The organism is Pseudomonas sp. OG7, from assembly GCF_014192825.1.
GTDB classification, from domain to species: Bacteria; Pseudomonadota; Gammaproteobacteria; order Pseudomonadales; family Pseudomonadaceae; genus Aquipseudomonas; species Aquipseudomonas monteilii.
The window spans coordinates 631,380-650,383 of sequence record NZ_JACHYK010000001.1 but is presented as its reverse complement, the minus strand read 5'-3'; the positions used below and the strand labels follow the sequence as shown (position 1 = coordinate 650,383).

The following is a 19,004-nucleotide window of genomic DNA, read 5'->3' as shown; positions in this document are numbered from 1 at the left end:
AAAAATCAAAATACAGAAAAGTCGAGCGCCGCATACTGCCCGCGGGCAATGCCGGCGAAGGCCAGCAGTGCCGGCAGGTGCTGGGCGAAGCCCTGGAAGCTGTGGTCGCCACCGGCCTGGATGCGCAGGGCACAGGCACGGTAATAGTGCTCGGCGTGGCGATAGTCCAGGGTTTCATCGGCGGTCTGCAGCCACACTTGATAGCGGCTGGCATCGACCGGGGCCGGTACTTCCAGCTCGGCCAGGGCCTTCACGTGATCGTGGGTCAGCTCCCAGGTTTCACCACTGTAATGATTGCGCTGGGTGCCCAGGTAACCGTCGAAATGCTTGTGCGGGGTTACCGCCGGGTTGACCAGCAGCGCTTTCAGGCCATAGCGCTCGGCCAGATGGGTGGCATAGTAGCCGCCGAGCGAGCTGCCCACCAGTAATGGCGCACCGAGTTCTGCGATAGCCGCTTCGAGCTGGGCGATGGCCTGGCGCGGGTGGTGGTGCAAGGCTGGCACGCGTAGCTGGGCCGACAGCCCCAGTTGCTGCATCACAGCCTCGAGCTGGCGCGCCTTGGTGGAAAGCGGCGAGCTGTTGAAGCCATGGATATAGAGGATGGAACCCGACATGCTGCCCCCGGAAACTGTGGCGTTGCGCCTGATGATGCGGGCGCAGGGACGCGCAGTGTAGCGCGTTCGCCGGGTTTTGACGCAGTGTCACGGGTTTCGCAACAATTTCTTCAAGAGAGCCGGGGCAGCTCCGCGCCCCGAATTCTTCAATATCCTGGGCTATCAAAATCGAGGGCAAGGGTGAAATCCAGCGCCCGCTCCACCCCGGTCTCCAGCCGCCCATCAGCATGCAGGCGCAACCAGCGGTAGCCAGGCTGCTCTTCGCTCACCTGGAATTCCTCACTGCGCGCCGCGAACTGAATGCAGGTCGACGGCGTAGCCAGCAGGCGCCGGCCATCGCGTACTTCATCCCATTCCTGATGCACATGCCCCCACAGCAACGCCCGCACCTGTGGATAAGCCTCGACGATATCGAACAGTGCCTGGGCGTTGCGCAAGCCGATCGGCGCGATCCAGGCGCAGCCGATGTCTACCGGCTGATGGTGGAAACACACCAGGCAATGGCGCTCGCCCGCCCCTTCCAGCGCGGCTTGCAGCACGGCCAGCTGGTCATCCGCCAGCAGGCCATGTGTCGCGCCATGCACTGCCGTGTTGAGCATGACAATACGCCAGGCGCCGATATCGGTTACCGCCTGCACCAGCTCCGGGGCCACTTCGGCCATGACCCGGGCTTCGTCATGGTTGCCCGGCAACCAGCGGGTGGGCACGGCAAATGGCGCGGTCAGCTCACGAAACGCTTCATAAGAGGCAACACTGGCATCCTGGGACAGGTCGCCCGTACACAGCAGCAAGTCGACAAGCGGTTGCTCACGCTGCACCTGGGCCACCACATGGCTCAGGCTGTCACGGGTTTTAAGGCCCAACATGCTGCCGGCCGGATCGGCGAAAAGGTGAGCGTCGGTCAGTTGCACCACATGCACAGGGCGCGTCAGGTCTGGCCGCATGTCAGCGAACACTTGCCAGTTCGTGACCGCAAGCCAGGCAATGGCTCAACCATTCACCGAGGAACAGGTTGAGCTGGGCCTTTTCGTCCGGCTGATGCATGGCCTTGTTAGGGTACGGATAGATGCTGCGCAGGCGCCGCGTGTGTTCGGCGCTCACCACTTCGGCCATGCGCGCATCGTGGTACACCTGCACTTCCAGGTGCGGCACAGGCAGCCACGGCAGGCTGTGCTCCTGACGTACATGCAGGGTGGTGGTGTACGGGCAGGCCAGCACCACATCGAGCACGAGCACACCGAGCATCTGGTCACCCTGGGTCATGCCGATACGACGCGAGCTCTGGGTGGTGCGCATGTCGGGCAACAGGCGCATCAGCCGGGCGTAGTTGGCCTCGCAGGCTGCCTGCAGCCCGACCAGATCGACTCGATAGCGCTCGCGCAGCAGGTTCACTTCCACATCCCTCGTACTTCGTCGCGATTCAGCGCCAGCCATTGCAGGCCGATGATGGTCGCCGCGTTGCAGATACGCCCGTCGCGCACGGCCTGCAAGGCGTCTTCGAACGACCACACGCGCACGCGAATGTCTTCGCCCTCTTCTTCCAGGCCATGAAGGCCGCCCGCCCCCTCGCTGCTGCACCGGCCAAGGAACAGATGAACGTATTCGTCACTGCCGCCGGGCGACGGGAAGTAGCGGGTCATCGGCCACAGTGCAGTGAACGTCAGGCCAGCTTCTTCTTCGGCTTCGCGGTGGGCAACTTCCTCAGGTTGTTCGTCCTTGTCGATCAGCCCGGCGACCATCTCGATCAGCCAGGGGTTATCGATCTTGCCCATGGCGCCAACGCGAAACTGCTCGATCAGCACCACTTCATCACGCAACGGGTCGTAAGGCAGTACACACACTGCATCGTGGCGCACGAACAGTTCGCGGCTGATCTCGCGGCCCATGCCTCCGGCAAACAGCTCATGGCGCAGGTGCACCTTGTCGAGCTTGTAGAAGCCCTGGAAACAGTTGGCCCGTTTGACGATCTCGACCGCCTTGGGCACCGAATTCAATGTGTCTGACATGGAAATCCTCGTTGCTACATCAACCGCCTGGTTACTGCATCGCGCCATCCTACTCTGCACGCCTGCCGGTTTCATCCCTTTCTGCCAACCGCTGGCGCACTCGGGACAGCAGGTCTTCACTCTGTTAGCTTAGTGGCGAACTGAAGGCTGCGCAGACGGTCAAAGGCCGACTTTTCCCTGTTCTGCAAGGATCATCATGACACTTGTCAAACTGACTTCCGTGGCTGTGCTGGCACTCGCTCTGAGCGCCTGCCAGAGCCTGTTCACGCCCAACTACCGAGCCCCGCTCGAGGTCAAGCGCGACGCCTGGGAGCACGTGAAACCCGGCTGCAGCGAAAGCGACTGCCCGTTGGTAAACATCGACATGGTCCACTTCCCGGCCTTGCCAAAGCTGGACGCCATCGTCGAAAAACGCCTGCTGCAACTGACCGAAGACAATCAGCATGGCACCGCGCCGAGCACCCTGCAGGCCTACGAGCAGCAATACCTGGCCAGTGCCGACAAACGTAACAGCAGCTACCTGCAAGCCAAGGTACGCGAGCAGCATGACGGGCTGGTGATCATCGAATTGTCCAGCTACCTGGACAGCGGTGGCGCCCACGGCATGCCGGGGCGTGGCTTCATCAACTATTCGCGCAAGCTGGACAAGGTGCTGACCCTGCAGGACATGCTGGTGCCCGGCCAGGAAGACACCTTCTGGAAAACCGTCGAGGAGTCGCACCGGGCCTGGCTGATGAGCGTGGGCATGGACAAGGACGCCGAGTTCGTCAAAACCTGGCCGTTCAAGAAATCGCCGCACATCGCCCTGACGTACGGCGCAGTCGTGGTCAAGTATGAGGTCTACGCCATCGCGCCCTATTCCATGGGCCACGTGGAACTGAAGATCCCCTACCCACGCCTGAATGGCGTGCTCAAGCCTGAACTGTTTCCCGGTCGCGGCTGAGGCTCAGCAGCCCGTGCAGCAGCCCTGCCAGCACCAGTGCCGGCAGGGTCGCCCCGAAGTCCGGCGCCTGTGTAGCAATGACATGGTAAGCCGCCACACCCACCACCCAGGCCAGCAGCGCCTGCCAGTGCAAACCCCCCACTTGGGCCGGCAGGCGACGGCGACGCACCACGTAGTGGTCCATCAGCACCACGCCGAACAGCGGCGCGAACACCGAGCCGATCAGTAGCAGGAAGTTCTCGTACTGGGCCAGCGGCGCCAGCAAAGCGATCAGGGTGCACAGCACGCCAATGGCCAAGGCCAGGTGCTCGACCTTCACCGGCACCAGCACACCGGTGGACACGGCCGCCGAATGGATGTCGGCAAAGGCCTTTTCCGACTCGTCCAGCAAAATCAGCAACAGCGGAATACCCATGCCGGCGGCCGCCAGGGCCAGCAGCAGGGCATTGACCTCGCCATTGGCAGCGAAGGCCAGGGTGTAAGCCACGCCCAGGCTCATCAGCCAGGTGTTGCCGATAAAGTAGCCCACTACCGTACCGCCAAATACATGCTTGCCGTTGCGGGCGAAGCGCGAGTAGTCGGCGATCAGCGGCAGCCACGAAAGGGGCATGGCAATGACGATGTCGAAGCCTACCGCCAGCGACATCGAGCCGTCCCCGGCGCGGCTCCACAGATCAGCCAGATCAGCTTTGGCGAACAGGTTCCAGGTCAGCCAGACGCAAGCACCCAGCAGCAACCAGATACCCCAGGCGCGCAGTACCTTGCGCACGAAGGCCAGTGGCCCGCTCACTGCCAGCAAGGTGGCCAGGGCACCGAAGCACAGGGTCCACAGCATCGGGCTGTTCCAGGCACTGTCTTCGCCGAAGGCGCGCGCGCCCAGCAGGCTGGCAGCATCGCGCATGACAATGATCTCGAACGCGCCCCAGCCGACCAGTTGCAGCAGGTTGAGCAGCGCCGGCAAGCGCGCGCCGTGGCCGCCCAGGCTGAGTTTCAGGGTGCCCATGGCCGACAGGCCGGTGTCGCTGCCGATCACACCGGCAGCCCCCAGCAACAGCACGCCCACGCCGGTGCCCAGTGCGATGGCCAGCACTGCGCCCGCCAGGCCCAGACCGGGGGCCAGCATGGCGCCTACCTGCAGCACCATCAGGCCGATGCCGAGGGAGAACCACAGCGAGAACAGGTCGCGGGCACCGAAGATGCGCTGGTGGGTGGGGACCGGGTGGTCGGGGGAAAATTGGCTGGGGGTGGTCATTGTTATGTTCGCCAGAAGGATTGATAGGGTTTCGCCGACCCACTCAGGGAGCGGGCTTGCCCCGCGAAGGCGTCAGGCCTGCCAAACGCGTTGGCGCAGCTGACGCGTTCGCGGGACAAGCCCGCTCCCACAGTGGAGAAACGGCGCTTTTACACTTTGTGGTACAGCTGGCTGCCTTCCTGGCGGAACCGCTCGGCCTGCTCGCGCATGCCTTCTTCGACCGACACGTCCACGGTCTCGATCCTGGCGGCGTATTCACGCACTTCCTGGGTGATCTTCATCGAGCAGAACTTCGGCCCGCACATCGAGCAGAAGTGCGCGACCTTGGCCGATTCCTTCGGCAGGGTCTCGTCGTGGAAGGCACGGGCAGTGTCCGGGTCCAGGCCCAGGTTGAACTGGTCTTCCCAACGGAACTCGAAGCGCGCCTTGGACAAGGCGTTGTCACGAATCTGCGCGCCCGGGTGGCCCTTGGCAAGGTCGGCGGCGTGCGCGGCGATCTTGTAGGTGATGATGCCGGTTTTCACGTCGTCCTTGTTCGGCAGGCCCAGGTGCTCCTTGGGCGTGACGTAGCACAGCATGGCGCAACCGAACCAGCCGATCATCGCCGCACCAATGCCCGACGTGATGTGGTCGTAACCCGGTGCAATGTCGGTGGTCAGCGGGCCGAGGGTGTAGAACGGCGCCTCGTCGCAGCACTCCAGCTGCTTGTCCATGTTCTCCTTGATCAACTGCATCGGCACGTGGCCCGGGCCTTCGATCATGCACTGCACATCGTGCTTCCAGGCGATCTTGGTCAGCTCGCCGAGGGTTTCCAGCTCACCGAACTGCGCGGCGTCGTTGGCATCGGCAATCGAGCCAGGGCGCAGGCCGTCACCCAGCGAGAAGCTGACGTCGTAGGCCTTCATGATTTCGCAGATTTCGTCGAAGTGGGTGTACAGGAAGTTTTCCTTGTGGTGCGCCAGGCACCACTTGGCCATGATCGAGCCACCACGGCTGACGATGCCGGTAACACGTTTGGCGGTCAGCGGCACATAGCGCAGCAGCACGCCGGCGTGGATGGTGAAGTAGTCCACGCCCTGTTCAGCCTGCTCGATCAGGGTGTCGCGGAACAGCTCCCAGGTCAGGTCTTCGGCCACGCCGTTGACCTTTTCCAGCGCCTGGTAGATTGGCACGGTACCGATCGGCACCGGCGAGTTGCGGATGATCCACTCGCGGGTTTCGTGGATGTGCTTGCCGGTGGACAGGTCCATGACCGTGTCCGAACCCCAGCGGATGCCCCAGGTCAGCTTGGCCACTTCTTCCTCGATCGAGGAACCCAGGGCGCTGTTGCCGATGTTGCCGTTGATCTTCACCAGGAAGTTGCGGCCGATGATCATCGGCTCCACTTCCGGGTGGTTGATGTTGGCCGGGATGATCGCGCGGCCACGGGCGATTTCCTGGCGGACGAATTCGGGGGTGATTTCTTTCGGGATGTTGGCGCTGAAGCTGTGGCCGGCGTGCTGCTCTTTCAGCAGGCCGGCGGCGCGGGCCTCCTGCAGCTTCATGTTTTCGCGGATGGCCACGTATTCCATCTCGGCGGTGATGATGCCACGGCGGGCATAGTGCATCTGCGAGACGTTGGCGCCGGCCTTGGCGCGGCGCGGGTTGCGCACGTGGGCAAAGCGCAGCTTGGCCAGTTCGGCATCGTTCAGGCGCTGCTGGCCGAAATCGGAGCTCAGGCCGTCCAGGCGCTCGGTGTCACCACGGGCGTCGATCCACGCCGAACGAACGTCGGCCAGGCCCTTGCGCACGTCGATGATCACGTTGGGGTCGGTGTACGGGCCAGAGGTATCGTAGACCAGCACCGGGGCATTGGTTTCGCCACCGAAATCGGTCGGGGTATCGTCCAGGCTGATTTCACGCATGGGCACACGGATATCCGGGCGCGAGCCTTCGACATACACCTTGCGCGAACGCGGGAACGGTTGCACGGACTGCTGATCGACTTGTGCCGATTCGCTGAGGTTGATCGCTTTTTCTTGTTTGGTCATCACAGGCTCTCCAGACGGCTTCCTAGCAGTGGAATGTCGGGGTGAACCTGAATGGCGCGGACACACCCATGATGGGTGCAGTGCCGGATATGGGGGTGCCTGAAGCTGCATGCAGCTGCGACATTCCCGGACCTGGCACAAGAGGCTCCCCGGGAAGGCGAGCAATCTTGTTCCCTACGCAGGCGCTAACCTGATCAGGTTCAACGGGATCCGCACCTCTGCGATCTCAGCCTTTGCTTCAAGGCACCCCGACAAGAACATGCGCAGTCTAGACTGGAGTGGTCGGCAAAGCCAAGCGGGTAAATGCGCGGTTGATGAAAGGCACACCTGGCGATTGTTGCCGGGGGCGCATGGCACTACACTGGCCCGTCATCCGATACTCAACAGTTCAGTAATTAAATTTCGTACAAGGATTGCCTCTATGCTGCGCAAACTCTCACTGGCGATAGCCGTGTCTTGTGCGTCCAACGGAGTGGTCTGGGCAGCGGACGTGCCCCCGACAGTGAAGACCGACCTGGTCAGCGTCTACCAGGAAGCGGTGGACAACAACGCCGACCTGGCCGCCGCCCGCGCCGATTACGGCGCCCGCCGCGAAGTGGTGCCACAGGCCCGCGCCGGGTTGCTGCCCAACCTGTCGGCTGGCGCCGAGATGATGAACACCCGCACCAAGCTGGACGAGCCGTCTGCCACCACCAACCGCAGCGGCAATACCTGGAGCGCCACCCTGGCGCAGCCGATCTTCCGCGCGGACCGCTGGTTCCAGCTGCAGGCTGCCGAAGCGGTCAACGAACAGGCGGCACTGGAGCTGTCGGCCACTGAACAGAACCTGATCCTGCAGTCCGCGCAGAGCTACTTCGCCGTGCTGCGCGCCCAGGACAACCTGGCCGCTACCAAAGCCGAAGAAGCTGCCTTCAAGCGCCAGCTCGACCAGTCCAACGAACGTTTCGATGTGGGCCTTTCGGACAAGACCGACGTGCTGCAGTCCCAGGCCAGTTACGACACCGCCCGGGCCAACCGTATCATCGCCGAGCGCCAGGTGCAGGATGCATTCGAAGCGCTGGTCACCCTGACCAACCGCGAATACACCTCGATCCAGGGCGTAGTGCATACCCTGCCGGTACAGGTGCCAACCCCGAACGATGCCAAAGCCTGGGTCGAAACCGCCGGGCGCCAGAACCTCAACCTGCTGGCTACCAACTATGCGGTTTCCGCCGCTGAAGAAACGCTGCGTCAGCGCAAGGCAGGCCATGCACCGACGCTCGATGCGGTGGCCAAATACCAGAAAGGCGACAACGACAGCTTCGGCTTCACCAACCCTGCACCGGCCCCTGTTTCACGCTATAGCGGTGACGTCGAGCAAACCAGCATCGGCCTGCAGCTGAACATCCCGATCTACAGCGGTGGCCTGACCAGCTCGCAAGTACGCGAGGCCTACCAGCGCCTGAGCCAGAGCGAGCAGCAGCGCGAAAGCCTGCGCCGCCAGGTGGTGGAAAACACCCGCAACCTGCACCGCGCGGTGAACACCGACGTGGAACAGGTGCAGGCGCGCAAGCAGTCGATCATCTCCAACCAGAGTGCGCTGGAAGCCACTGAAATCGGTTACCAGGTGGGTACCCGCAACATCGTCGACGTGCTCGATGCCCAGCGCCAGCTGTACACCTCGGTGCGGGATTACAACAACAGCCGCTATGACTACATCCTCGACAACCTGAGTCTGAAGCAGGCGGCCGGCACCCTCAGCCCGCAAGATCTGCAGGACCTCAAGCGCTACCTGAAGCCGGACTACAACCCGGACAAGGACTTCCTGCCGCCGGACTTGGCTGCGGCGGCTGCCAAGAACTTTGAGCGCAGGCCTTGATATAGATGCTGGATTCTTCGCGGGTTTACCCGCGAAGAAGGCCACACAAAAATCAGCGCAGGAGCGCGCCCAGCCCATCAAGCAACCGCTGCAATGCCCCCTGATTGGCCCGCATCACCGCCCTGCCCGCCTCGCCCATGCGCTGTGCATCCTGCGGCAACTCGACCAACCGCCGCACTGCCCCGGCCAGCCCGTCGGCATCGTCCACCTGCTGCAACGCCCCCGCCTCACGCAGCATCGCGCTGATTTCAAGGAAGTTGAACACATGCGGCCCCATCAGCACCGGCAACGCCAGTGCTGCCGGCTCCAGCGGGTTGTGCCCACCCGTCGCCACCAGGCTGCCACCGACAAAGGCAATATCGGCCAGCGCATACAGGAACAACAACTCACCCATCGTATCGCCAAGCAATACCTGGGTTTGCGCGTCGACGGGCGTGCCGGCAGAGCGCCGCACGGTAGCGAATTGCTCGCTGCACAGCACATGCACCGCATTGAATCGCTCGGGATGGCGCGGCACCAGGATCAGCAACGCATCACCATGCACCTGTAGCAACTGCCGGTGCGCCTGCAAAATCAGCGCATCCTCGCCTTCATGGGTACTGGCCGCAATCCACACCGGGCGCTGCTCAGCCCCCCATTGCGCGCGCAGTGCCTTGGCACGCGGGAGCAGTTGCTCATCAATCTTCAGGTCGAACTTGATCGAACCGGTGACCTGCACGCACTCAGGGGGCGCGCCCAAATCACGGAAGCGCTGGGCCTCGGTTTCGGTCTGCACCGCAATCAGGCTCATCTCCGCCAGCATTGGCCGTGTCAGCTTGGCAAAGCGCCCATAGCCACGGGCCGAGCGCTCGGACAACCGCGCATTGGCCAGCGCCACCGGGATGCCGCGTTTGGCGCACTGGTGAATGTGATTGGGCCACAGCTCGGTTTCCATGATGATGCCCAACTTCGGCTGCACATGGTCGAGAAAGCGCCCGGCCGCCCAGGGCAGGTCGTAGGGCAGGTAGCAATGCTGCACGCGTGGTTCGTCGGCGAACATGGCGCGAATGCGCTCGGAACCGGTCGGCGTCATGCAGGTAAGCGTGATCGGCAGGCCCGGGTAGGCCTTGAGCAAGGCACGCACCATCGGCGCTGCTGCGATGCTTTCGCCCACCGATACCGCGTGCACCCAAATGCCACCCTGGCGCATGGCCGGCAGCTTGAAGGCAAAGCGCTCGCCGATGCGTTGGCCATAGGCCGGCGCCTTGCGTGCGCGCAGGTAAAGGCGCAGCGCAACCAGCGGCAGGCCCAGGTGAAATAGCAAGGTATAGAGTGTTCTGTTCATGGCGGCGGAGTTTACCCGATCGCACGCAAGTGCACTGCAAAGCGCTCGGCCAGCCACTGCGCCGCAGGCCCCAGCGGCTCATCACGGCGCCAGGCCAGTTCTGCCACGAGTGCCGGCGGGCGCCACTCGCTGTCCAGTTCGACCATGTGCGCCTGGTAAGTCGGGTACTGCACCACATGCCGCGGCAACCAGGCCCAGCCCAGGCCGCGCATCAACAGTTCGGCCATGGCGTAGAAGCTGTCGGCACGCCACACCTGCGGGCTGACTGCTTCGCCACCGGGGTAACCGCTTTGCTGTGGCGTGATGAGGAGTTGTCGGTGGCGGGCCAGTTGCTGGCGGGTGACCCGGCCCTCACCTGCAAGCGGATGGCCGACAGCGCACACCGTGACCATCTCCACACTGCCCAGGGCGCGCCGCTCCAGCGATGCCGGCATGCTTTCGTGGTGGAAGAACAGGCCCAGGTCGGCGCGGCGCTCCACCAGCTTGCGCGCCACATCACCTTGCGCACCACTGGCCAATTGCACTTCTAGAAATGGATAGCGGCTGGCCAGTTCGTCGAGGCTGTCGATCACCGGCTGATAAGGCATGGCTTCGTCCTGCGCCACCCGCAGCAAAGCCTCCTGCCCGCGCATCAACGCAAGGGCGCGGCCATCCAGGCGCTCGCACTGGCGCAACAGTTCGCGGGCATCTTCCAGCAGTGCACTGCCGTTTTCGGTCAGCTTCGGCTGCCGGCCACTGCTGCGCTCGAACAGGGTGACCCCCAGGTCGGTTTCAAGCAGGGCAATCGCGCTGCTGATGGCCGACTGCGCCTTGCGCTGCTCCCGGGCCACGGCAGAAAACGAGCGCAGTTCAGCGACGCGCAGGAAGGTGCGCAGTTGCTCAAGATTCCATTGCTCTGCCATCAACCTATCTCCCCTACTGATAGGTAATGACTTTACCCCATTCAGGTAGCGTCTAGAATGCCCGACCAGTTACCGGAGGATCCTGCCATGAATGCCTACACCTACCTCGCCATCGCCATCTGCGCCGAAGTCATTGCCACCGCTTCGATGAAAGCAGTGAAGGGCCTGAGCACGCCATTGCCGTTGCTGCTGATGGTGGTTGGCTATGGCATCGCGTTCTGGATGCTGACCCTGGTGGTGCGCAGCATTCCGGTGGGCATTGCCTACGCCATCTGGTCCGGGCTGGGGATCGTGCTGATCAGTGTGGCGGCGCTGGTGATCTACGGGCAGAAGCTGGATGTACCGGCGATGCTGGGCATGGCGATGATCGTGGGTGGGGTGGTGGTGATTCAGCTGTTTTCCAAGACTGCCGGGCACTGAAGCTGCCTGTATACTTGTCAGCTGTCCCAGTCTTCGAGGTACCGCCATGCCATCTGCCATTTCCACTGACGTGCTGATCGTCGGCGCCGGGGTCGCAGGCCTCTGGCTCAATGCCCGCCTGCGCCGCCTGGGGTATTCGACAGTGCTGGTGGAACGCGCCAGCCTTGGCGGCGAGCAGACCATCAAGTCTCAAGGCATCATTCACGGTGGTACCAAGTACGCCCTGCAAGGTGCCCTCACCGGTGCTTCGGAAGCCATCGCCGACATGCCGCGCCGCTGGCGCGAAGCCTTGAGCGGTAGCGGCGAGCTGAACCTGAGCAACACCCGCCTGCTGTCCGAGGCCCACTACCTGTGGTCGCCAGGCACTCTGGCCGGCAACCTCACCAGCTTCTTCGCGAGCAAGGCCGTGCGCGGCCGGGTCGACCAGGTAAAAGGCGAGCAACTGCCGCCCGCCCTGCAAGACCGCGCTTTCAAGGGCAAGGTCTATCGCCTGGCCGAACTGGTCATCGACGTACCAAGCCTGCTGGCCAACCTGGCCGACCTGGCGGGCGACAGCCTGCTGGCCGGGGAACGCATCGAGCCGCTACGCGAAAGCGACGAACTGGTCGGCCTGCGCGTCGATGGCCGCGACATCCGTGCCCAGCGTATCGTGCTCAGCGCCGGTGCCGGCACCGAGGACCTGCTGCATGCCTTGGGCCTGAAGCTGCCTGCGATGCAAATTCGCCCGCTGCACATGGTCATGGCCAAGGGCCCTAACCTCAAGCCGCTGTATGCACACTGCCTGGGCGGCGGCCCCAAGCCACGGGTAACAGTGACGACTCACCCGGCTGCTGATGGCCAATGGGTCTGGTACCTGGGCGGGGATCTGGCCGAAGCCGATGGCGTGGCACGTGAGCCGGCGGCACAGATTGCGGCGGCGCAGAAGGAAATAGCCAACCTGTTGCCATGGGTAGACCAAAGCCAGGTCCGTTGGGCCACCTTGCGCGTCGACCGCGCCGAACCTGCGCAGTCCGGCCTGGTGCGCCCGGACAACGCCTTCCTCGCCGACCAGCAACGCCTGTTGGTGGGCTGGCCGACCAAGCTGGCCCTGGCGCCGGACTTCAGCGACCGGGTCATCAGCCACCTGGAGCGCGACGGTATCCGCCCGCAGGCACAAGCCGAACTGGCCGGCCTGCCACGCCCACCGCTGGGTGTGCCGGCCTGGGAGCAACTGCTGCCATGACCCTGCCAACCCTGCACGACTTCCACCGCCCGCTGGGCAGCACCGGTTTCAAGGTTTCACCGCTGGGCCTGGGCACGGTCAAGCTGGGCCGCGACCAAGGCGTGAAGTACCCCACCGGCTTCACCATCCCCGGCGATGACGAAGCCCGCCTGCTGCTGGCCCAGGCCCGCGAGCTGGGCATCAACCTGATCGACACCGCCCCGGCGTATGGCCGCAGCGAAGAACGCCTGGGCCCCCTGCTGCGCGGCCAACGCGATGAGTGGGTGATCGTGAGCAAGGTCGGTGAAGAATTCGACAGCGGCCAGTCGCACTTCGACTTCAGCGCCGCCCACACACGTCGCTCGGTGGAGCGCAGCTTGCGCCGCCTGGAAACCGATCGCATCGAACTGGTGCTGGTGCATTCCGACGGCAATGACCTGGCGATCCTCGAACAGCAGGAGGTCTACCAGACCCTGGCTGAACTTAAGCAGGAGGGCAAGATCCTCGGCTTCGGCCTGTCTGGCAAGACCGTGGCCGGCGGCCTGAAAGCACTGGAACAGGGCGACTGCGCCATGGTCACCTACAACCTCAACGAGCAGGCAGAACGCCCGGTACTGGACTACGCTGCCGAGCACGGCAAGGCCATCCTGATAAAGAAGGCCCTGGCCAGTGGACATGTCTGCCTGGCCCCGGGCGTTGACCCGGTGCAGGCCAGCTTCGAACTGCTGTTCGCCCACCCGGGCGTCAGCAGTGCTATCGTCGGCACCATCAACCCGCTGCACCTGGCCCACAATGTGGCCACCATCGCCCGTATCCTGGGCCAGCATTGAGTTTCCCCAGGCCCAAGGGCCTGGCGACTGACCCGACGCAAGGAGGAGCCTCGTGGCGCGAACGCTGATCCGCAAGAACCCGAGCAACTTCAAGACACTGCCGCTGCATGTCGAGGCCACGCCCGAAGGGCTGATTTATCAAAGTATCGGCATGCCGCTCAACTTTGCCCAGACCCAGCAACGGCGCAAGGCCATCCAGCTACCCGACACGCAGCACTTCGTGGCCGAACTGGCCAACCTGGGCGTGTCGGTGCGCCTCACCCTGCATTGGCAAAACCGCGATTACTGGGTGCTGGTGCGCCAGCGCCGGCAAGACCGGGGCGATGTGGTGCTGAAACTGATTTCCGGCTATGTACCGGCACAGGAGCTGAACCTGCCATTGCACACGGCGGTGCAGGAAGTGGCTGAGGAATGCCTGCTGGAAACCCCGGAAGGCTGGCTGGGCGGGCGCTTCAACGATACCTGGCTGCCCGTGCCGTATGCCGCCGCCCTGCACTATCGCGAAACACCGCACTTCCTGCTGACCCCGCAGTCCGGCGCCGCCCGCCCCGTGCACTGCGGCAACCTGATGCTACTGGAGCGGCCACGGGCCTATGTGCACTTGCCCACCGCCTCGCTGCAACTGATCTACGACATGCGCCTGCAGGTGCCCCGTGAAGCCAAGAAACTGAGCCTGTTCCACGTCGATGAGCGACTGGAGAGCGGCCAGCTGGTAGCGCGACTCAACCGCAAACGGCCAGACCTGTACCTGATGCCGTTGAAGGACGGCCAACCGCTGGCGGAGCTGTATACGCTGAAGAAGGATGAGCTGGTGCCGGCGAGTACGCGTGGGCTGTACCTGGCAGAGAGTTTTGCACGGCAGGAAGGCTGGGTGGTGAAGGACGAGCGAGTGCGCTGGAAGGACTGGGTGAAACAGCAGGGGTTGGTGGAGCCCAAGCCGTTGCGGGCATCGCACTTGCAGCGGTTTGGTGACAAAGCGCGGGCGCTGCTGGAGCGGGCGCGTACTAGCCTGAATAAGTGATATTGGGGCTGCTTTGCAGCCCCAGCGTTATCAGTTCTTGCGAATCTTCTCGACAATCGCCGTGGTCGAGCTGTTTTCGACCAGGCCCAGCACCTTCACGGTACCGCCATAGGCCTTGACGATATCGGCGCCCACCACCTGGTCGATGCCATAGTCGCCACCCTTGACCAGCACATCCGGCTTGACCTGGCTCAGCAGGTTTTCCGGCGTGCCCTCAGGGAAACTGATCACCCAATCCACCGCCCCCAGGCCGGCCAGAACGGCCATGCGCCGGTCGACGCTGTTGATGGGCCGCCCTGGCCCTTTGAGCCGGCTGACCGAGGCATCGTCGTTGACCGCGACGATCAGGCGATCGCCCTGGGCCCGCGCCTGCTCAAGGTAGGTGACATGCCCGGCATGCAGAATGTCGAAGCAGCCATTGGTGAAGACGATCTTCTCTTTGTGCGCCCGCGCATCATCGATGGCCAGCAGCAGTTGCTCAAGGCCCAGCACACCGCGCTCGGAGCCTTCCTCACGCTGGATGGCCCGTCGCAGTTCGGGGGCGCTGATCGCAGCCGTACCCAGCTTGCCAACCACGATGCCTGCCGCCAGGTTGGCCAGCGCCACCGCGTGGGGCAGGTCCTCGCCAGCCGCAATAGCCGCCGCAAGGGTGGAGATGACAGTATCACCGGCACCGGTCACATCGAACACTTCGCGCGCCCGCGCCGGCAGGTGCAGCGCCGGCTGCCCCGTGCGCAGCAGGGTCATGCCGTGCTCACCACGGGTCACCAGCAAGGCGCCCAGGTCCAGGTCCTGCAGCAGTTGCACACCTTTGGCAACCAGCTCGGCCTCATCAGCGCAACGGCCAACGATGGTCTCGAACTCGCTGAGGTTCGGGGTGATCAGGCTAGCACCGCGGTAGATGGAGAAATCCTTGCCCTTGGGGTCGGCCAGCACCGGAATACCCTTGGCTCGCGCCGCCTGGATCAGGCTCTGGTGGTTTTTCAGTGCGCCCTTGCCGTAGTCGGAAAGGACCAGCACCTTGACGCCTTCGAGCAAGCTGTCGACTTCCGCACCCAGCGACAGCGGGTCGGTGGCGAACGGCTCTTCGAAATCGATACGCAGCAACTGCTGGTGACGGCTCATGACCCGCAGCTTGACGATGGTCGGCTGGTGCGCGATGCGCTGGAACACCGAACGCACACCGGCAGCCTGCAGGCTGTTGGCCAGGCTGTCGGCAGCTTCATCCTGGCCGGTGACGCCGATCAGCGAAGCCGGCGCGCCCAGCGCAGCGATGTTCAAGGCAACGTTGGCCGCACCGCCTGGGCGATCTTCGATCTGATCGACCTTGACCACCGGAACTGGCGCCTCAGGCGAGATACGCGAAGTACCGCCATGCCAGTAGCGGTCGAGCATGACATCGCCGACCACCAGTACCGGGGCTTGATCGAAACGCGGCATGGACAACTTCATGGGCAACCCATATGGAAATAATGAACAGGGGCAGGATATTAGCACAGGGTAGTCGACGGCTTTATGGCCAGATCGTCCCCGGAAAATTCCCGTGACAATCGGGGCCATGATGGCCCCGATCAAGGAGGGTTCACGTGATATCGGCCTTGGCCGGCTCATCCAGCCCCATCGCATGCAGGCGGGCATAATGGCCATTAGCCGCAAGCAGCTCGGTATGGGTGCCGCGCTCCACCAGGCGGCCCTGATCCATGACCAGGATCTGATCGGCCTTCTCGATGGTCGACAGGCGGTGGGCGATCACCAGCGTGGTGCGGCCTTGCATCACATGGTCCAGGGCAGCCTGGATGTGCCGCTCGGACTCGGTATCCAGCGCCGAGGTGGCTTCGTCGAGAATCAGCAGCGGTGCGTTTTTCAGCAGCGCCCGGGCAATCGCCAGGCGCTGGCGTTGGCCGCCGGAAAGCAGCACACCGTTCTCACCCACTTCGGTATCGAAGCCCTTGGGCAACCGGTCGACGAACTCCTTGGCGTAGGCGTCGGCCGCAGCAGCTTCGATATCTGCGCGCGGGGCGCCAGCCAGGTCGCCGTAGGCGATGTTATTGGCCACGGTGTCGTTGAACAAGGTGACGTGCTGAGTCACCTGCGAAACATGGCGGCGCAGGTTACGCAGGCGATAGTTCTCGATTTCCACGCCATCGAGCAGAATCTGCCCTTGGTCGTGGTGATAGAAGCGCGGGATCAGCGCGGCCAGGGTCGACTTGCCGCTGCCGGAGCGGCCCACCAGGGCGATCATTTGCCCTGGCTCGGCGACAAAGCTGATGTCGCTTAGCACTTCGCGCTCGGTACCCGGGTAGGTGAAGCTCAGGTTGCGCACTTCCAGGCGCCCTTCCACGCGCTCCTTCTCGACAGTACCGGTGTCCAGCTCAGGTTCTTCGTCCAGTTGCTCGAAGATGCTTTCTGCACCGGCCAGGCCCTTCTGGATGGTCGAGCTGACTTCCGAAAGCTGGCGGATCGGTTTGGGCAGCAGGCCGGCGGCGGTGATATAGGCAACCAGGTCGCCAGCCGTGGAGTCACCGCGCAGGAACAGCACCAGGAACATGAGCGCGGCCATGGCGCTGTAGATCACCAGCTGCAGCATCGGCGTGTAGAGCGAGCCGGTCTTGGTCATGCGCAATTGCTTGTCGGTATTGCTCTGGCTGGCCTTGCCGAAGCGCTGTTCCTCATAGGCTTCGCCACCGAAGCTGCGCACCACGCGGTAGCCCTGGATGGTTTCCGAGGCAACGTGGGTGACATCACCCATGGCCACCTGGATCTTCTTGCTCTGCTTGCGGAATTTCTTGCTGGCAACGCTGACCATCACCGCAATTACCGGCAGGATGGCGACCATCACCAAGGTCAGGTGCCAGTTCATCCACAACAGGTAGGCGAACAGGAACACCACGGTCAGGCCTTCGCGGATCACCACCTTGATGGCGTCGGTCGCCGCGCCGGTGACCATGGTCACGTTGAAGGTGATGCGCGAAATCAGGTGCCCGGAGTTATGGTTGTCGAAATAGCGGTTGGGCAACACCAGCAGCTTGTTGAACAACTCCACCCGCAGGTCATGCACCAGGCACAGGGACACCTTGGCCAAGAAGTAGTTGCCGAGGAACGAACCCAGGCCCTGCCACGCGGCGATCAGGATGATCAGCAGCGGCACTGCCTGCAACAATTGTAGGTCGCGCAGGTAGGGCACGTTGGGGAACAACACCGCTTCGGGGTTGCTCAGCCCATCGACGAAGTATTTGAGGATGCCCGCCAGCATTGGCTGGGTCGAGGCAAAGATCACGAAACCGACAATGCTCAGCAGGAAAATGCCGACATAGGGTTTCACATAGCTCAGCAGCCGGAAGTAGATCTTCAGGCTGGAGGTGTGCTCCGCCGGTCGCGGTGTTTCGGCCATTATCGAGCTCGCTGTTCAGGTTGAACCGGAAATTTTACCACAGGCGCCATTTTCGGCACGCCCCCATGGCAGCATCATGGCAAGGCCGACAGGCAGCCAGCTGATGAACCACTCGGCGCGCGGCGTGCCGGTGAGGCTGGCGGCATCGAACTGCATGGCCAGGGTCGAGTACACCCAGAACCCCAGAAGGATCTTGCCAAACAGTGTACCGCGCGCACGGATGATTTCGCCGAGGGTGAACAACCACACGATGACCCAGAGCAACATGCCAGGGATCCCCATTTCCACGGCAACATGGGTGAACATATTGTGGGTGTGGTCAAAGTGTTTACCCACGGCACTTACGTCGTAGGCAGCCCCCAGCCCCAGGCCGGTCCAGGGGTGTGCGGCAATCATATCGATGACGGCATTGAAGATTTCCGGCCGATAGGACGAACCGCGCTTGGCGATCAGGTCGTATACGACGAAGAACGCAAGGCCGGTGGCAACCAGCGCGAGGATGGAAAACACCTGGCTGTGGCGATCGCGGAACCACAGCGGCGCGATCACCACGGTGATCACCAGGGCCAGAATCGCCCCGCGGCTCTGGCTGAGCATGGCAAACGCGCCCAGACAGACCAGCGCCCCCAGCCATAACAGCTGCATGCCACGCTGGCGCGGCGGCTCGTACAGCAAGAAGAGCACCGCCGAGCCGATGACATAAGCCCCCAGAATCGGGTGCGAGATCTCGCCAATGCCTGCCAGACGGGCCAGCAACGATTTGCCCTGCAAACCGTAGAAATTGATGATCGAGACCAGCGCGGCGAGGGCCAACAGGCCGCTGCCAAGCAGCAACAGCTGACGAATGCGGGCCCTGCCTTGCTGCGCCAGCAGCGGGAATGCCAGCAGGAATACCAGAATGTAGACAAGGCGCTTGATCTCGCGCCCTGGGTCTTCTGCGGGCGACCAGGCCAGGCTCAGCCCGCACCACGCCAACAACAGCAGCACACTCACCCACAGCGCTGGCTGGCGCCTCCAGGCTTGCACCAGCACTTCACGGGCAGACCACGCCAGTACCAGCGTTGGCAGCCACAAAAACAACACCAGCCCCTGCTGGTAAACCTTGTTGCTCGGTGCCAGGGCAATTGCTGCCAGGAACCAGACCAGACCCAAACCTAACCAGGCCCGTGCCCAGTTTTTTTGATACAACATCCTTTCCCCCGATGAATCAAA

The 19,004-nt window shown here is 63.3% G+C and carries 17 protein-coding genes and 1 riboswitch; of the genes, 6 read left to right on the top strand and 11 right to left on the bottom strand.

Annotated features, from left to right (window positions below; translation table 11 throughout):
* Nucleotides 1-5: 5 nt before the first annotated feature.
* The 4 genes from FHW75_RS02990 to FHW75_RS02975 form a co-directional block, all read right to left on the bottom strand.
* Complete coding sequence (locus FHW75_RS02990) at nt 6-614, bottom strand: YqiA/YcfP family alpha/beta fold hydrolase (protein WP_016712341.1); 609 nt, start codon at nt 612-614, stop codon at nt 6-8.
* Nucleotides 615-760: 146 nt separating this feature from the next.
* A complete protein-coding gene (gene cpdA / locus FHW75_RS02985) occupies nt 761-1,558 on the bottom strand; it encodes a 3',5'-cyclic-AMP phosphodiesterase (RefSeq protein WP_026020382.1) in 798 nt (265 codons plus the stop codon).
* 1 nt (nt 1,559) lies between these two features.
* Nucleotides 1,560-2,012 (bottom strand): DUF1249 domain-containing protein, encoded by a 453-nt coding sequence (locus FHW75_RS02980; RefSeq protein WP_025752404.1) that lies wholly within the window; start codon nt 2,010-2,012, stop codon nt 1,560-1,562.
* Nucleotides 2,003-2,620 (bottom strand): NUDIX domain-containing protein, encoded by a 618-nt coding sequence (locus tag FHW75_RS02975; RefSeq protein WP_016712343.1) that lies wholly within the window; start codon nt 2,618-2,620, stop codon nt 2,003-2,005. The genes FHW75_RS02980 and FHW75_RS02975 overlap by 10 nt, the downstream gene beginning before the upstream one ends.
* A 196-nt stretch (nt 2,621-2,816) precedes the next feature.
* Here FHW75_RS02975 and FHW75_RS02970 point away from each other — a divergent pair, with 196 nt between their 5' ends.
* Nucleotides 2,817-3,563 (top strand): RsiV family protein, encoded by a 747-nt coding sequence (locus FHW75_RS02970; protein WP_019097693.1) that lies wholly within the window; start codon nt 2,817-2,819, stop codon nt 3,561-3,563.
* Here the strand turns inward: FHW75_RS02970 and cytX are convergent.
* Together cytX and thiC are read right to left on the bottom strand one after the other, a co-directional pair.
* Nucleotides 3,532-4,815, bottom strand: coding sequence for a putative hydroxymethylpyrimidine transporter CytX (gene cytX / locus FHW75_RS02965; protein WP_027610050.1), 1,284 nt, complete (start codon nt 4,813-4,815; stop codon nt 3,532-3,534). The genes FHW75_RS02970 and cytX overlap by 32 nt on opposite strands.
* A gap of 149 nt (nt 4,816-4,964) precedes the next feature.
* Nucleotides 4,965-6,845 (bottom strand): phosphomethylpyrimidine synthase ThiC, encoded by a 1,881-nt coding sequence (gene thiC, locus FHW75_RS02960; protein WP_183673109.1) that lies wholly within the window; start codon nt 6,843-6,845, stop codon nt 4,965-4,967.
* A gap of 154 nt (nt 6,846-6,999) precedes the next feature.
* Nucleotides 7,000-7,106: riboswitch (TPP riboswitch) on the bottom strand.
* A 160-nt stretch (nt 7,107-7,266) separates the two neighbouring features.
* Here thiC and FHW75_RS02955 point away from each other — a divergent pair.
* Nucleotides 7,267-8,703 carry a TolC family outer membrane protein gene (locus tag FHW75_RS02955; RefSeq protein ID WP_016712347.1) on the top strand — a complete coding sequence of 479 codons (1,437 nt, stop codon included), beginning with the start codon at nt 7,267-7,269 and terminating at the stop codon, nt 8,701-8,703.
* Nucleotides 8,704-8,755: 52 nt separating this feature from the next.
* Here the strand turns inward: FHW75_RS02955 and waaA are convergent, their stop codons facing one another.
* Entirely contained in the window at nt 8,756-10,027 is a 1,272-nt protein-coding gene (waaA, locus tag FHW75_RS02950) for a lipid IV(A) 3-deoxy-D-manno-octulosonic acid transferase (RefSeq protein WP_019097690.1), read from the bottom strand.
* 11 nt (nt 10,028-10,038) lie between these two features.
* Nucleotides 10,039-10,929, bottom strand: coding sequence for a LysR family transcriptional regulator (locus FHW75_RS02945; RefSeq protein ID WP_016712349.1), 891 nt, complete (start codon nt 10,927-10,929; stop codon nt 10,039-10,041).
* An 87-nt stretch (nt 10,930-11,016) separates the two neighbouring features.
* On the opposite strand from FHW75_RS02945, the gene FHW75_RS02940 reads away from it, so the two are divergent.
* From FHW75_RS02940 to FHW75_RS02925, 4 genes are read left to right on the top strand one after another with little or no spacing between them, the layout of a single operon-like run.
* Entirely contained in the window at nt 11,017-11,349 is a 333-nt protein-coding gene (locus FHW75_RS02940) for a multidrug efflux SMR transporter (RefSeq protein ID WP_008095055.1), read from the top strand.
* Between the two features lie 46 nt (nt 11,350-11,395).
* The gene (locus tag FHW75_RS02935; RefSeq protein ID WP_025752398.1) at nt 11,396-12,571 is read left to right on the top strand and encodes an FAD-binding oxidoreductase; all 1,176 of its coding nucleotides are present in this window, start codon (nt 11,396-11,398) and stop codon (nt 12,569-12,571) included.
* Nucleotides 12,568-13,380 carry an aldo/keto reductase gene (locus tag FHW75_RS02930; RefSeq protein ID WP_019097688.1) on the top strand — a complete coding sequence of 271 codons (813 nt, stop codon included), beginning with the start codon at nt 12,568-12,570 and terminating at the stop codon, nt 13,378-13,380. Before FHW75_RS02935 ends, FHW75_RS02930 begins: the two co-directional genes overlap by 4 nt.
* A 52-nt stretch (nt 13,381-13,432) precedes the next feature.
* Nucleotides 13,433-14,401, top strand: a complete 969-nt coding sequence (locus FHW75_RS02925) for a hypothetical protein (RefSeq protein WP_019097687.1) — start codon at nt 13,433-13,435, stop codon at nt 14,399-14,401.
* Between the two features lie 30 nt (nt 14,402-14,431).
* Here the strand turns inward: FHW75_RS02925 and hldE are convergent, their stop codons facing one another.
* From hldE to FHW75_RS02910, 3 genes are all read right to left on the bottom strand, one after another.
* Nucleotides 14,432-15,853, bottom strand: coding sequence for a bifunctional D-glycero-beta-D-manno-heptose-7-phosphate kinase/D-glycero-beta-D-manno-heptose 1-phosphate adenylyltransferase HldE (gene hldE / locus FHW75_RS02920; protein ID WP_019097686.1), 1,422 nt, complete (start codon nt 15,851-15,853; stop codon nt 14,432-14,434).
* Between the two features lie 130 nt (nt 15,854-15,983).
* Complete coding sequence (msbA, locus tag FHW75_RS02915; RefSeq protein ID WP_019097685.1) at nt 15,984-17,792, bottom strand: lipid A export permease/ATP-binding protein MsbA; 1,809 nt, start codon at nt 17,790-17,792, stop codon at nt 15,984-15,986.
* A gap of 15 nt (nt 17,793-17,807) precedes the next feature.
* Nucleotides 17,808-18,983, bottom strand: a complete 1,176-nt coding sequence (locus FHW75_RS02910) for an O-antigen ligase (RefSeq protein WP_019097684.1) — start codon at nt 18,981-18,983, stop codon at nt 17,808-17,810.
* Nucleotides 18,984-19,004 lie beyond the last annotated feature (21 nt).